12 protein-coding genes are annotated in these 14,372 nt (G+C 69.0%); 4 read left to right on the top strand and 8 right to left on the bottom strand.

Annotated elements, in window-relative coordinates:
- Window positions 1-84: 84 nt before the first annotated feature.
- Window positions 85-669: an ECF-type sigma factor gene (locus tag ACIPR8_RS07965; RefSeq protein ID WP_192286795.1), complete on the top strand. Its 585-nt coding sequence runs from the start codon at window positions 85-87 to the stop codon at window positions 667-669.
- Window positions 669-3,668 (top strand): protein kinase domain-containing protein, encoded by a 3,000-nt coding sequence (locus ACIPR8_RS07960; protein ID WP_446540695.1) that lies wholly within the window; start codon window positions 669-671, stop codon window positions 3,666-3,668. Before ACIPR8_RS07965 ends, ACIPR8_RS07960 begins: the two co-directional genes overlap by 1 nt.
- A 52-nt stretch (window positions 3,669-3,720) precedes the next feature.
- On the opposite strand, the gene ACIPR8_RS07955 is transcribed toward ACIPR8_RS07960, so the two are convergent.
- Genes ACIPR8_RS07955 through ACIPR8_RS07935 form a run of 5 tightly spaced genes read right to left on the bottom strand, consistent with a single transcriptional unit; the run spans window position 3,721 to window position 7,272 of the window.
- Complete coding sequence (locus tag ACIPR8_RS07955) at window positions 3,721-4,257, bottom strand: hypothetical protein (RefSeq protein ID WP_132863390.1); 537 nt, start codon at window positions 4,255-4,257, stop codon at window positions 3,721-3,723.
- 25 nt (window positions 4,258-4,282) lie between these two features.
- Window positions 4,283-4,912: a hypothetical protein gene (locus ACIPR8_RS07950; RefSeq protein ID WP_192286793.1), complete on the bottom strand. Its 630-nt coding sequence runs from the start codon at window positions 4,910-4,912 to the stop codon at window positions 4,283-4,285.
- Entirely contained in the window at window positions 4,909-6,285 is a 1,377-nt protein-coding gene (locus ACIPR8_RS07945; protein WP_446540694.1) for a M48 family metallopeptidase, read from the bottom strand. The genes ACIPR8_RS07950 and ACIPR8_RS07945 overlap by 4 nt, the downstream gene beginning before the upstream one ends.
- Entirely contained in the window at window positions 6,282-6,785 is a 504-nt protein-coding gene (locus tag ACIPR8_RS07940) for a hypothetical protein (protein ID WP_446540693.1), read from the bottom strand. The genes ACIPR8_RS07945 and ACIPR8_RS07940 overlap by 4 nt, the downstream gene beginning before the upstream one ends.
- A 22-nt stretch (window positions 6,786-6,807) precedes the next feature.
- On the bottom strand, window positions 6,808-7,272 hold the full coding sequence (locus tag ACIPR8_RS07935; protein WP_446540692.1) for a DUF2628 domain-containing protein: 465 nt from the start codon (window positions 7,270-7,272) through the stop codon (window positions 6,808-6,810).
- 252 nt (window positions 7,273-7,524) lie between these two features.
- Between ACIPR8_RS07935 and ACIPR8_RS07930 the strand changes: the two genes are divergently transcribed.
- Window positions 7,525-7,812, top strand: coding sequence for a co-chaperone GroES (locus ACIPR8_RS07930; RefSeq protein WP_446540691.1), 288 nt, complete (start codon window positions 7,525-7,527; stop codon window positions 7,810-7,812).
- A gap of 85 nt (window positions 7,813-7,897) precedes the next feature.
- The gene (gene groL, locus ACIPR8_RS07925) at window positions 7,898-9,544 is read left to right on the top strand and encodes a chaperonin GroEL (RefSeq protein ID WP_132863399.1); all 1,647 of its coding nucleotides are present in this window, start codon (window positions 7,898-7,900) and stop codon (window positions 9,542-9,544) included.
- A gap of 262 nt (window positions 9,545-9,806) precedes the next feature.
- Here the strand turns inward: groL and ACIPR8_RS07920 are convergent, their stop codons facing one another.
- Genes ACIPR8_RS07920 through ACIPR8_RS07910 form a run of 3 tightly spaced genes read right to left on the bottom strand, consistent with a single transcriptional unit; the run spans window position 9,807 to window position 14,241 of the window.
- Window positions 9,807-10,607: an enoyl-CoA hydratase-related protein gene (locus ACIPR8_RS07920; RefSeq protein ID WP_446540690.1), complete on the bottom strand. Its 801-nt coding sequence runs from the start codon at window positions 10,605-10,607 to the stop codon at window positions 9,807-9,809.
- Entirely contained in the window at window positions 10,604-12,109 is a 1,506-nt protein-coding gene (locus ACIPR8_RS07915; RefSeq protein ID WP_446540689.1) for an acetyl-CoA acetyltransferase, read from the bottom strand. Before ACIPR8_RS07915 ends, ACIPR8_RS07920 begins: the two co-directional genes overlap by 4 nt.
- Window positions 12,106-14,241 carry an acetate--CoA ligase family protein gene (locus ACIPR8_RS07910; protein WP_446540688.1) on the bottom strand — a complete coding sequence of 712 codons (2,136 nt, stop codon included), beginning with the start codon at window positions 14,239-14,241 and terminating at the stop codon, window positions 12,106-12,108. Before ACIPR8_RS07910 ends, ACIPR8_RS07915 begins: the two co-directional genes overlap by 4 nt.
- Window positions 14,242-14,372: the final 131 nt, after the last annotated feature.

Raw genomic sequence — 14,372 nt, 5'->3', positions numbered from 1 at the left:
GCGCGGCCACCTCCACACCGGCCCGGCGGCGTTGCTGCTAGGCTGCCCGGATCAACGGCAGGGCGTGGGTCCGGCAAGGTGGTAATGGAAGCGGATGATTACGAGGTCGAGATCGGCCAGCGGCTGGAAAGCCTGCTGGGCGGGCGCGAGGTGGACCTCTCCCAGCTGATGACCGACATGCAGGGAGAACTGCGCCAGATCGCCCGTTACCGCCGGCGCCGCGGTGCGGTTGGCGAGACCCTGTCCACCACCGCGTTGATCAACGAGGCCTACCTCCGGTTCGCGGCCTCGCCCGAGCTGTTCCAGCACATCGACCGCAACCATTTCCTGGCCATCGCCGCGCGCGCGATGCGCAACATCGTCATCAACCATGCCCGCGACCGGGTCGCGCAGAAGCGCGGCAGCGGCGTGCGCCACGAGACACTGGGCCAGGTGGAGGTGATGCAGGCCGACCTGGACGAGGCCGAGCAGCTGCTCGAGCTCAACGACGCGCTGGAGCGGCTGGAGAAGCTGCGCCCGCGCCTGGCGCGGGTCGTGCAGCTGCGTTACTTCGCCGGCCTCAGCGAGGAGGAAACCGGCGAGGTGCTGGAGATCGACCGCAGCACAGTGCGCCGTGACTGGCTCAAGGCACGCGGTTGGCTGTACGAACGCCTGCATCCGGACGCCTGATGGAATCCACGCCCGACGACTGGCTGCGCCGCGAGGCGCTGCTGGACCAACTGCTCGACCTGCCCGAACCCGAGCGCGCGGCGTTCATCGCCCGGGTGGCGGACGACAACACCGAGGATGCCGCCGCCCTGCGCGGCTGGCTGGCCGGCATCGAGCGTTCGGTGGGCTATCTGGTGCCGCGCGCGGCGGCCGACCCGATCGGCCATAGCGGCGAGATCGTCGGCAACTGGCGTGCGCTGCGCATGATCGGCCGCGGCGGCATGGGCGAGGTGTGGCTGGGCGAGCGTGCCGACGGCCTGTTCGAGAAGCAGGTGGCGATCAAGTTCATCCGTGACGACCGCCCGGCGCTGGCCCGCAACATCGAATCCGAGCGGCGCGTACTGGCCGGCCTGCAGCACCCGGGCATCGTGCGCCTGCTGGACGCCGGCAGCATGGCCGACGGCCATCCGTTCCTGGTCACCGACCATATCGAAGGCAGCACGCTGGACGTGTGGCTGGCCCGCGTGCAGCCGGACCTGCAGGCGCGCCTGGCGCTGTTCCGGCAGGTCGCCGTGGCCGTGGCGTATGCGCACGAGCAGCTGGTGATCCACCGGGACATCAAGCCCGGCAACATCCTGGTCGACGCGCAGGGCCAGGCGCACCTGCTCGACTTCGGCATCGCACGGGTGCTGGCGTCGGACCAGAGCGAGGCCGCCGGTGCGACCCAGGTGGCGCTGACGCCGGAGTTCGCCGCGCCGGAGCTGATCATCGACAACAGCGCCAGCGTGCGCTCGGATGTGTATGCGCTGGGCGGGTTGCTGTTCTACCTGCTGTGCGGCCGCGCGCCGCTGGACCTGGATGGCCTGCCGCTGGGCGCGATGATGGCGCGCATCCGCGACGAGCTGCCGCAGGCACCGGCCGCGCAGGCCGTGCCCGCCGTGGCGCAGGGCGGCGCCAGGCCGCTGCTGCAGGACCTGGATGCCATCGCGTTGAAGGCCTTGGCCAAGTCGCCGGCGCAGCGTTATGGCTCGGTGGACGCGTTGCTGGCCGACATCGATGCCGCCATCGCGCGGCGTCCGGTATCGGCACGCGCGCCGGACCGCTGGGATCGCCTGCGCCGCTACCTGCATCGCCATCGTATCGGGGCCAGCGTGGTCGCGGTGCTGTTGCTGACCCTGCTGGCGGGCATGGGCGGCACCCTGTGGCAGGCCCATGAGGCACGCCTGCAGCAGCAGCGCGCCGAGAGCGAAGCACTGCGTGCCACCGAGCAGGCGCGCACCGCCGATGCGGTACGCGACTTCCTGATCAACGTGTTCGAGTCGGCCAACCCGGAGCTGACCGGCGGCAAGACGCCCACCGCGCTGGAACTGGTGGACGCCGGCGTGCGCCAGGCCGAGACCACCCTGGCCGGACAGCCGGAGATGCAGGCGCGCCTGTTCGATGCGCTGTCGCGCACCTACATCGGGCTGGGCGAGTACGCCAAGGCCGAGGCACTGTCCCGGCGCGGCCATGACGCGGCGGTGGCTGCGCTGGGCGAGGATTCGATGCTGGCGACGGAACTGGCCATCACCCATGCGCGCGTGGCCGGGCAGGGCGATGCGCCGGACCCCACGGCGATGCGGATGCTGGAGCGGATCCTGGCCCGGCCCCCGGGTATCAGCACCGCCGCGCGCCTGCAGCGTGGCGTGGCGGCCTACCAGTTGGCCACGCTGTACCGGCGCGCCGGCCAGCTTGATCCGGCCGAACGCTGGTTCAGGCAATCGGTGACGCAGCTGCAGGCGCTGGGCGCGCAGGGCGAAGGCCGGCTCGCCGAGGCCTTCCACCAGTACGCAGGCCTGGACGAATCGCGTGGCAAGCGCGCCGAAGCCATTGCCCACCTGCGCCAGGCCATCGCGCTGGCGCAGCGGCAGGTGCCGCAGTCGGTGGCCGAACTCAACCAGATGCGCGAGGACCTGGCCAACCTGCTCAGCGCCACCGGTGGCAGCGAAGAAGCGGTGAGCCTGCTGCGCCAGGTGGTGGAGGCCAACGGCGGGTTGTACGGCCCAAACCACCCGCGCAGCCTGGTCAGCGCGGCATGGCTGGGCCGTGCGCTGGTCAAGCAGTCCGATTATGCGCAGGCCGATGCCATCCTCGAACCGACGCTGGCCGCCACCCGCGCACAGTTCGGCGAGGAATCCGAGCCGACCGCCGCCGCGGCGATCGCACTGGCCGCATCCAAGCTGGGGCAGGGCGACGTGGATGCAGCCATCGCATTGAGCGACATCGCCCATCGCTACGCGGTGGCCAACGGTGGGCCGGACAGCTTCCGCGCCATCATCACCACCCAGAACGGCGCGCGCATGCACCTGTACAAGGGCGACTACGTCACCGCCGAGCGCATCGCCCGCCAGGTGCTGGCGGCGCTGGAGCGCATCGGCTCGGACAGCACCAACGATGCGCTGGAGCTGATCGGCAACAGCCGCAGTTTCATGGGCGATGTCCAGGGTGCGCAGGCGCTGCACCAGCAGGCCCTGCAGGTGCTGGCCCGCAACGGCGACGACAGCGGCGTCGACGTGCAGCTGTTGAAGCTGGAACTGGCCGGTGATGCCCGTGACCTGGGCCGGATGGATGCCGCGCGCGCGCTTGCCGGGGAGGCATTGGCCGGGCTCACCGCGCTGGGCCAGACGCCGAAGGACGAACTGTTCGTGTCCACGCGCTTCATGCTGGCCGAACTGGAGGTGCTGGAAGGGCGTTGCAGCCGCCCCGATGACCTGCTGGAGCAGGTGCGGCGCAACGAGGGCAGGCAGGGCCAATCGCCGTTGCTGCAGTGGCAGGCCGGCTACGAACGGCTGATCCTGCAGATGTGCCATCGCTTGCAGGGCGCCGAGCGGGAGGCCGTGGATGCACGGATCGCCACCGATGCCCGGTTCCTGCTGGCTTCGCCGATCACGCCGCCGCAGGTCAAGCGGGTCGCTGCCCAGGCCTTGCGTCTTCAATCCCCCTCCCCGCGCGGGGGAGAGGGAAAGTCACCGACGATCTGACCTCCCTGTCGTCCGGCTCCTGTGTACCGCACCGCGTCCTTGCGGTGGCGTCTTACTCTTCTTCGCTGGGGGCCTGCATCTGCAGGGTGATGCGGTGCTTCTTGGCGTAGGCCTCCTGCATCACGTCCAGTTCGTCGGTGAGCGTGTCGAACTTGCCGGCGGCGCTGTCGACCGCGTCCAGCAGCGGCTGTGCCTGTTCGTTGCTGAAGTCATCCGGCAGTGCGGTCAGCTTGAGCATGGCGTCGAACCATTCCACTGCCGAGTCCAGCGAAGCCATGGTCTTGGCGTGCAGTTCCTGTGCATCTTCCGGCACCGGCTGCTGCTGCATCGACTCGCGCAGGGTCACCGTCTCGGCGCGCGCGGTGTCCAGCACCGGCTTCATCTCGACCAGGCCCTTGCGCTCTTCCAGCTTGGCGTTCAGCTGCTCGGCCTTGCTGCCGTCGCTCCACTGGTTGAACTTGGCGATCAGGCTGTTCCAGACGCTGAGGTTGCGCTCCATGTAGTCGGAGGCGGAGGGGCCCATCAGCTGGCTGCAACCGGCCAGCAGGGCAAGCAACAGCAACGGGGTCAGGAATTTGATTTTCTTCATCGTGGATCTCCTTGTTGTAATGGTGTCAATCGGCCTGCATCCGGCGCAATTCATGGCGGGCCTGGGCCGCGGCGAAAAAATCACCAATGCGTTTGGCGAGTTTTTCGCAGTTCATGCCGCGGGCACCGGCGTGCAGGGTCAATCGGGTTTCGTACAGTCCGCTCTTGCGGTCGCGCGTGCTGCCGCCGAACAGTACCAGCAAGCCGAGCTTGGGTGGAGTGAAACCTTCGCTGTGCAGCAGCGTCACCGAGGTGTGCGTGCTGAAGCCGTTGTACGAATGCTCGACCACGCCGTAGTCGACGATGGTGTCCCAGGGCAGCAGCTGCTGCTTCACCCGGATGCCCTCCTCGGTGAGCGTGAAACGCGCCGCGCGCGGGGCAAGCAGGGCCCACAGGCTGGCCAGCACCAGCACCACGCCGACCGCAATGGCGATCATGGCGCTGGTACCCGACATCGCGCTGGAGGTGGACGCGCCATAGGCCACGATGCCACCGGCGAAGCCGAACAACAGCGGCAGCATGATCGCGTGCGGCTTGATCTCGGCCCGGCCCCGCCCGGCGGCCTCGATCCTGCGCAGCTCGGTGAGGGTGCTCTCGCGTTCGCGTTGGGAGATGTCGCCGTATTCCTTTTCCAGCGACGAAGCGATGTCGATCATGGTGTCTCCATTGGCGTGGGGGTGCTGGCCTCCAGGCCCAGTTCCGCGAGCAGGCTGCTCTGGCGGCGGTCGCGGGTGCGGACCAGCAGTTCGGGGGTGATCGCAACGCCCAGTGCATCCAGGCGTTGCTTGAGCGTGGGATGGGTGTCCAGCGGATGCGACTGCTGGTCGTCCAGGTGGTTGCGTGGGTCGCCCAGGCCGTGTTCGGCCACCTGCCGCCGTACCCGGGACAGCACGCCTTCACGCAGGTGCGGGGGAGCCTGCTGGTTGTGTGCCAGCGCCTCGTCGACGAACTCCTGCAGCACCGCGCTGCGCAGCAGGGCCAGCGCCGCCGGCGCGGTGCCTGCGATGCGGCTGCTGAACGCATCGGCCGCCAGTTCACGCTCGCGGCTCCAGTGATGCACCGCTTCGTCGAAGCTGTGCAGGAACCACTTGCCGTACAGGCTGGCCGGCGCGGTGATCCACGCGCGCCAACCGTCATCGTCGGCGGCGTGCTCGTTGGTCACGGCCAGGATGCTGTTGAGCAAGGAACGGTAGATCGGGCTGAACTGCAGGCCGTAGCGGGTGTCCTCGCCGGTGAAGTGGCCCAGTTCGTGCGCCACCACGGCCGAGACCTCGGGGCGTTCCATGAAGCTCATGTACGGCAGCGGCAGGTACAGCACGCGGCCCTCGGGCACGCGCTGGCCATTGGCCAGCTGCACCGCGTGCTCGGTGACGAAGAAGCCTTCGTTCAGGCCCACCACCACGGTGTCCGGCACGCGTGCCTCGGTACGTCGGGCGATGTCCTGCACGAACGACCACAGCTGTGGTGCCTGTGCCGGCGACAGCGTCTGGCCGATGATCTGGATCGGCTCGGCGTCCTGGCGGCGCAGGGTCACGCGCAGCGTGTCCCAGATGATCCGCGCGCCATACCAGAGCAGGGCCAGCACGATCAGGCCGGCGAACATCACCATCTTCATCGCGTTGCCGGAGACGTAGTGCTGGTCGATGGCGCGGCCGATCTCGAACAGCAGCACGCCGATCAGGCCGCCGAACACCAACAGGGTCTGCGCCACCATGAACGCCGGCAGCCAGCGCCTGCCGCGGTTGAACGCCTCCACCAGCGCATCGCGCGAGAGCAGGGCATGCGAGGCGGCGCGGCGCATGCCGAGCAGGGCCAGGCAGAACGTGGCGATGGCGGTCATGCCCAGCAGCAGCGTGACCAGCGCCAGCGGCCCCAGGTACTGTCCGGCGTCGTGGCCGCTGGCCACGTCCAGCCGCCAGTGCGCGGCGCGGTACCACTGCCACGCCGCGACCAGCACGATCGCCAGCGGCACGCCGAGCCCGACCCAGAAGGCGGTCGGGCGGGTCGAGGGCGTACGCAGCGTGCTCATGCCGCGCTTCCTCGTTTGGCCTGCAACGTGCGCCAGGCGTCACGCAGCGCGAAGGCATAGACCATGTTCAGCAGGTAGCGGCAGCTGAGGGTGAGGACGAAGCCGAGCAGCAGGCCGGGCGGGCAGCCCCCGTCATCGGACGCGGCGATGTGCAGCCGCAGCTCGTGCATGGACATCACCATGCCGACGCAGACCGCCACCAGCGCCAGGCAGGCCAGCCAGAAGCCGGCGGCACGGTGCCGCATCAACAGCAGGTTGCCGCTGATGCCGAATACCGCGATGGCCGACTGCACGACGGTCTGGCCAATGGCCAGCGCCGGCGGATAGTCGCCGACGTCGCCGCGGCTGAGGTGGTAGGTGGCCACCAGCGCCAGAATGCCGGTCAGCGTGCACAGGGTCAGGTCCACGCCCAGCCAGATCTGGACGAAGCGCGGGTAGGTGGGCGTGGCCACCGCGGCGGCGGGTCCGGCCGGGGCGGTGGAGGCCAGGGAAGGGGTCATCGGCGGGTTCTCGCAGGCCGGCTCAGAACGGCCGGACCGGCAGCCAGCCCTTGTCGCCCAGCACCTTGAAGGAATAGAAGTCGCGCGGGGCCATGATCCCGAAGGCCACGCCGCCCAGGTAGCGGGCGCCACCGGCCAGGGTTTCGCCGCCGATCAGGTACAGCACCGTCACCACCACGGTCAGGCCCACGAAGGTCATCAGTGCCAGCACCAGGCCCTTCTTCCACATGCCCTTGACCAGGTAGTAGAAGAAGCCGAACACGAAGGCCAGCAGGAAGGCCGACATCGGCGGGGCCATCTCCTTGGCCGCGGCCAGGCGCTCCGGTCCCTTGGGGATGGCCTTGAACAGCTGGCCTTCCAGCCCGCCGTACTTCTGCAGGCCCTTGAAGTACTGCTTCCAGCGGTCGGACACGTCCAGCGCGTCGATCTGGGTGCCGGTGGGGGTGCTGACCGGGGTGGCGGTCGCGGCGTAGGGATTCTGTTCCATGGGGCTCTCCGGTTCGGGGGTCTCGGGTGGCCGCCGTGTGCGGCCGTACCAGGACAATCACCAAAGCGGGCGCGATTGCGTCATTTATTTGGGCACTCAATTGCCGGCCGGCCCTTGAAAGCCTCCGGGCGGGCCCCATCTCCCGAGCAAGCCCGTTGGACGGGCGTTTTTGCGCGTGGCACCGGCACCCTCTGGTCGGGGGTGGTGGTGTCGCCGGATCTTCAGGCCAATCAAATACTTAAGAGGTTCTTCATGAGCATCAAGCCGCTTCACGACCGCGTTGTGGTCAAGCCGATCGAAGCCGACGAAATCTCCGCCGGCGGCATCCTGATCCCGGATTCGGCCAAGGAAAAGTCCACCAAGGGCGAAGTCGTGGCCGTCGGCCCGGGCAAGCCGCTGGACAATGGCTCGGTGCGCGTCCCGTCGCTGAAGGTCGGTGACAAGGTCATCTACGGCCAGTACGCCGGTTCGACCTACAAGGCCGAAGGCGTCGAGTACAAGGTGCTGCGCGAAGACGACGTGCTCGCCGTCATCGGCTGAGCCGCGCTCCCCCTGCTTTCGAAACAGACCCCTTTCCCGATAAAAGCGGCCGAGCATGGCTCGGCTCTACTCAGAGGTAATCGCAATGGCTGCCAAGGATATTCGTTTCGGTGAAGACGCCCGTTCGCGCATGGTGCGCGGCGTCAACGTTCTCGCCAATGCCGTCAAGGCCACCCTCGGCCCGAAGGGCCGCAACGTCGTGCTCGAGAAGAGCTTCGGCGCCCCGACCATCACCAAGGACGGCGTGTCCGTGGCCAAGGAAATCGAACTGGCTGACAAGTTCGAGAACATGGGCGCGCAGATGGTGAAGGAAGTCGCTTCGCGCACCAACGACGACGCCGGCGACGGCACCACCACCGCCACCGTGCTGGCCCAGGCCCTGATCCGCGAAGGCGCCAAGGCCGTTGCCGCCGGCATGAACCCGATGGACCTCAAGCGCGGTATCGACAAGGCTGTGGTTGCCGCCGTCGCCGAGCTGAAGAACATCTCCAAGCCCACCGCTGACGACAAGGCCATCGCGCAGGTCGGCACCATCTCGGCCAACTCGGACGAGTCGATCGGCAACATCATCGCCGAAGCGATGAAGAAGGTCGGCAAGGAAGGCGTGATCACCGTTGAAGAAGGCTCGGGCCTGGAAAACGAGCTGGACGTCGTGGAAGGCATGCAGTTCGACCGCGGCTACCTGTCCCCGTACTTCATCAACAACCAGCAGGCCCAGACCGCCGACCTGGACGACCCGTTCATCCTGCTGCACGACAAGAAGATCTCCAACGTGCGTGACCTGCTGCCGGTGCTGGAAGGCGTCGCCAAGGCAGGCAAGCCGCTGCTGATCATCGCCGAGGACATCGAAGGCGAGGCGCTGGCCACCCTGGTGGTCAACACCATCCGTGGCATCGTCAAGGTCGTGGCCGTCAAGGCACCGGGCTTCGGCGACCGTCGCAAGGCGATGCTGGAAGACATGGCCGTGCTGACCGGCGGCACCGTGATCTCCGAGGAAGTGGGCCTGTCGCTGGAAAAGGCCACCATCAAGGACCTGGGCCGCGCCAAGAAGGTGCAGGTCTCCAAGGAGAACACCACCATCATCGACGGCGCCGGCGATACCGCTGCCATCGAGTCGCGCGTCAAGCAGATCAAGACCCAGATCGAGGACACCTCCTCGGACTACGACCGCGAGAAGCTGCAGGAACGCGTGGCCAAGCTGGCCGGCGGCGTTGCCGTGATCAAGGTCGGCGCTTCGACCGAAATCGAAATGAAGGAAAAGAAGGACCGCGTGGACGATGCCCTGCACGCTACCCGTGCAGCCGTTGAGGAAGGCGTGGTCCCGGGCGGCGGCGTCGCGCTGGTGCGCGCTGTCACCGCGCTGGCGGGCCTGAAGGGCAACAACGAAGACCAGAACCACGGCATCCAGATCGCCCTGCGCGCGATGGAAGCCCCGCTGCGCGAAATCGTTGCCAACGCCGGTGAAGAGCCGTCGGTCATCGTCAACAAGGTCAAGGAAGGCACCGGCAGCTTCGGTTACAACGCTGCTTCGGGCGAGTTCGGCGACATGCTGGAATTCGGCATCCTGGACCCGACCAAGGTGACCCGTTCGGCCCTGCAGAACGCCGCTTCGATCGCTGGCCTGATGATCACCACCGAAGCGATGGTGGCCGAGGCGCCGAAGAAGGACGAGCCGGCCATGGGCGCCGGTGGCATGGGCGGCATGGGTGGCATGGGCGGCATGGACTTCTAAGTCCGCCGCAGCCTCACCGCTGCTGGTAACACACAGAACCCCGCCGCAAGGCGGGGTTCTGCTTTTCTGCAGGTGGCGTGGCGGCATGCGCCGCGGCAGCCTTCCGGCGCAGGGCGGACGGGCTGGGCGCAGCGCACCCGGATGCCGGGGGAGTCCGCCGGCGGTGGGCAGGGCGGGCCTGGGGGCATGCGCCGCTACCTGCCTGTGTGCACCGCCATGGGCAGCACCCGGATGCGCTGCGCTCAGCCCGTGTCGTCCGGCCTCATGTCCCGCTCCAGTGCGGCGGTCGTCGCTCCAGGAAGGCGCGTGGGCCCTCCAGGTAGTCGCGGCTGCCGGCGACCGCGCGGATCGCGCTGGCGCTCATCTCGCGCAGCACGCGGTCGTCATGGTCGAACGCGGCACGGGCCACCGCCAGGCTTTCGCAGACGGCCAGTGGCGCGTTGGCGCTGATGCGCTCGGCCAGCACGATGGCAGTGGCCAGCAGCTCCGGCCCGGGCACCACCTGGTTGACCAGGCCGATCGCCTGCGCACGTGCGGCCGGCAGTTGCTCGCCGGTGAGGATCAGCTCGATGGCCAGTGCACGCGGTATCGCGCGGGTCAGGCGGTACAGGCCGCCGGCGGCGGCGACCAGCCCGCGCCGGACTTCGGGCAGGCCGAAGGCGGCATGCCCGGCGGCGACGATCAGGTCGCAGGCCAGCGCGATCTCGGTGCCGCCCGCCAGCGCCAGGCCATTGACCGCGGCGATCCAGGGCTTGCGTCGGGGCTGGTGCACGAAACCGGCGAAGCCGCCGCGCGTGGTGCTCAGCGCGGCGGCCTCGCCATTGGCGATGGCCTTCAGGTCGGCGCCGGCACAGAACGCCTGATCGCCGGCACCGGTGAGGATCACGCAACGTACCTCGCTGTCGGCATCGGTCAGCTGCACTGCCTGCTCCAGGTTGAGCGCGGTGATGGCGTCGATGGCATTGCGCACCTGTGGCCGTTGCAGCGTGACCAGGACGACGTGGGCGCCGACGCGTTGCACGCTGACCGTGCGGCCCAGCTGGATGACGGCTTCATTGTTCATCGGGGCAGGCTCCATCGGGAATGGCCGCGCGAAGTCGGCTGCAGGAGGCCGCGCCTGCCGATCGGCGCGACCTCGCTGCTGGTCAGCACCGCCAACGTCCAGGCATCGTCGGCGGCCACTTCGGCCAGCGTGCGGGTGCCGCTGGGCGTGCGCAGGATGGCCACGCCGTGCGCGACGGAACCATCTCGGCGGTGGATGACCGTGAAGGCTTCCAGCTGGCCTTCGCCGGCCGGGCTGATTTCCAGCGGCGGCACTTCGCCGCGCCGGCTGTCCGCGATGGACTGCACGCTGCTGAAGGCCAGGTCCGGATGGCCGGGGTAGGGACGCCGGGCCAGCAGCAGCGCATGGTGCTTGGTGACGAATTCCCCCTGGCCATAGAGCAACCCGGGAAAGAACGAACGCGAAGCGCGCAGGCGCCGCACCATCGCGCAGGTGGCATGGGTCATGTAGTTGTTCAGCGGTGCGCCGAAGAAGGTCAACCCGCCGGTGACGGTGGGCTCGAAGCGCGCCGGCAACCCGAGCGCGCGGCGCGCCATCTTGGGGACGCAGGGAAAGCAGCTGTACAGCTCCATCGCTTCGAACACGCCGCCGGCGAGGTGGCGTGCGCTTTCCAGCACCGTGCTCTGGGCGTGGCTTTCCCAGTAGTGGTCGCGTGCCAGGAAGTCGCCGGGCTCGTTGGCATGCACGCCGCCCCAGATGTGCACGAGGCGTTCCTCGGGCAGGCCGGCGCGGCGCGCGAGCGCCAGGCTGGTCACCAGCACGGCCGCCCCCTGGTTGACCTGCGGATTGGCGGTCATGCGCTTGGTGTACGGCCAGGCGATCCAGCGGTTCTGTTCCGATGGCGTGGTGACGTCGGCCGGGCTGTACGGCTCGCGCAGCCACGCGCAGGGATTGCCGGCGGCATGCCGCGCATAGCGGCTCCACAGCTCGCCGCTCTCGCGCTGCGCCGCGGACGGGGTCTGTCCCCAGTGGGCCGTGCTGGCCGTTTCATAGAACGGATAGACCGTGGCAGGCCGGTCGCAGCCGAGCGCGGCGGCCAGTGGATGCACCAGTGTGTGGCCGCGCAGCGGCGCCGGTCCATCCTCGGCCCAGTGCGTCCAGGGCAGGGTGATTCCCTGCGCGGCGGCCTTGCCGACGGTGGACTGGGATTCGGCGCCACAGATCAGCGCGACCCGGCTCTGGCCATCGATGATGCGTTCGGCGGCGTCCTGGATCAGCCGCAACGGGCTCTCGCCGCCCACCGCGCCATACGCGCGATGCGACGGGTCAATGCCCAGGCACTCGGCCAACAGGCCCGGCGCATCGCGGTAGCGCCAACTGGACAGGTTGACCACGTCCAATGAATCGACCTGCTGCAGCAGCGGTGCACGTGCATCGTCCTCGGCCACGCGCGCGGCACGCAGCATCAGGTCGACCGGCTCCAGCCCGTCGCGTGGATCGGCCGGGCGGTCCAGCCATTCACCGATGCCGACGATTACGGGCTGGGTGGCAGGGCTGCTCACCGGGCGGGCTCGGCGGGGGTGTTCCAGACCACCAGGCCGTCCAGTGCCTCGACCCGCCCGCCGCTGGCCAACAGGGGATTGACCTCCAGTGACGCCAGGTCCGGCCCCAGGGCGAGGGCGGCATCACCGATGCGCGCGATCACTTCGGCCAGCCAGCGACGGTCCACGACCGGCCCGCCGCGATACCCATCCAGCAGCGCCGAGCAGCGCAGCTCGTCCAGCATTGCCAGCACATCCTCGGCGCTGACCGGCAACAGGCGCAGGCTGCTGTCCTTGAACAGTTCGACCCAGACCCCGCCCAGACCGACCGCCAGTGCCGGCCCCCACTGTGGGTCGCGCACCACGCCCACCAGCAGCTCGATGCCATGGCGGCGCATCGGCGAAACGAGCACGCCATCGATGCGTGCATCGGGCCGCGCGGACGCAACCGCATGGCGCAGCTGCTGGTACGCGTCGGCAGCTTCTTCGACGGCCACGTCCAGGCGCACGCCGCCGACGTCGCTCTTGTGGGCGATGTCGGGCGAAGCGATCTTCAGCACCACCGGGCCGTTGAAGCTGGCGGCATGGGCTTGCGCCTGCACCGGGTCGGTCGCCATGCGCGCCGGCACCACCGGCACGCCCTGGGTCACCAGGAAATCCAGCGTCTCCCGCTCCGACCGCGGGCGTTGCACGTCTTCGCCGGCCGGCAGCGCGGCGCGGGATGGCTGCGGGGAATGAGGATGTTGTCGTGCCCACCACTGGGCCTGGGCGATGGCGGCCACGCCGCGGTCCAGGCCCACGCCCAGATAGACCAGACCATGGTGCTCGGCCAGCATCCGGCTGAAATCCGGCACCGGTCGCGGTGCGATGCTGAGCAGCACGCCGGGCGTGCTGGCGGCGGAGAACGCCTGCCCCACCTGCTGGATCACCTGCTGGCTGTAGCCATGGCGGGGTTCGGTGGGCAGGTCGTACAGGCAGGCGATCAGGCCGATCTCGGGGTCCTGGTCGAGCACCTCGATGCTGCGCGCGAACAGCGCCGGGTCGAGGATGGCCGCGCCGGTGAGGTCCAGCGGGTTGTGCGGTGTGCCGAAGGACGGCAGCACGTCGCCCAACGCATCACGGCTGCGCACGGACAGCTCGGGCAGTGCCAGGCCGCTGGCTTCGGCGCGGTCGGCGGCGATCTCGCAGATGCCACCGGAAATGGCGATGGCGGCGACGTTGCCGCCACCGCGCGGACGCAGGCGCGACAGCAATGCGGCGGTGGCCACCAGGTCGTCGATCGAATGTACGCGGATGATGCCCAGCTGCCGGCAGGCGGCGTCGAACACCCGGTCATCGCCGACCAGCGAGCCGGTATGCGCCTGCGCGGCTTTCGCGGTGACCGGGCTGGTGCCGATCTTCAACGCCACCACCGGCTTGCCGGCGGCCAAGGCGCGCCGCGCGGCGGCTGCCAGCGTCGCGGTGTCGCGCGTGGTTTCCAGGAACAGGCAGATGACCCGGGTGGCTTCGTCATCGACCATGTAGTCGACCAGGCGTGCCACGCTGAGGTCGGCTTCATTGCCGGTGGAGACGATGTAGCTCAGGCCCACGCCCTGGCGGCCGGCATGGTCGGCGATGTAGCTGGCGGTGGCACCGCTCTGCGAGATCAGCGCGACATTGCCGGTCAGGCGGGTAGGCAGGCCGATCGTCCACAGCGCGATGCGGTCGATGTAGTTGATCAGCCCCAGGCAGTTCGGCCCGAGCAGGTTGACGTGATGCTGCCGTGCCAGGCCCGCCAGCGTGGCCTGGCGTCGTGCGCCATCCTCGCCGGTCTCGGCGAAACCGGAGGTCAGGATCACCGCATTGGCGATGCCCGCCTCGTGCAGGTCGCCGAAGGCATCCTCGATGGCGTGCGCCGGCACCATCAGCAGGGCCGCGTCCACCGGTTCGCCGATCGCCCGGCAGGAGGCGGCGGCACGCAGCCCATGGATATGGCCGCCGCGCGGGTTGACCACGTGTACCTGGCCTGCGTAGCCGAGTTCGCCGAGGTTGGCGAATGCCCCGTTGGACCAGCGGGAGCGTTCGGTGGCGCCGACCAGCGCGATGGCGCGGGGGCGCAGCAGCCCATCGAGCGAGGCGGGCGCATCGGCGTGTGCATTCAATCGTGCATTCATGGGGGAGTTCTCCTGCAGTCGGGCGCCGCCGGCACGCGACGGTTGTTGCCCGCGCGGGCACGGACGCGCGGGCCACGTGCGGTAGCGGATGAGGTCAGGACACCTGAGGGGGCGCACGCCATGCGCCGGCT

The organism is Stenotrophomonas sp. LARHCG68 (genome assembly GCF_052871705.1).
This window is presented reverse-complemented; position numbering and strand designations above follow the sequence as displayed.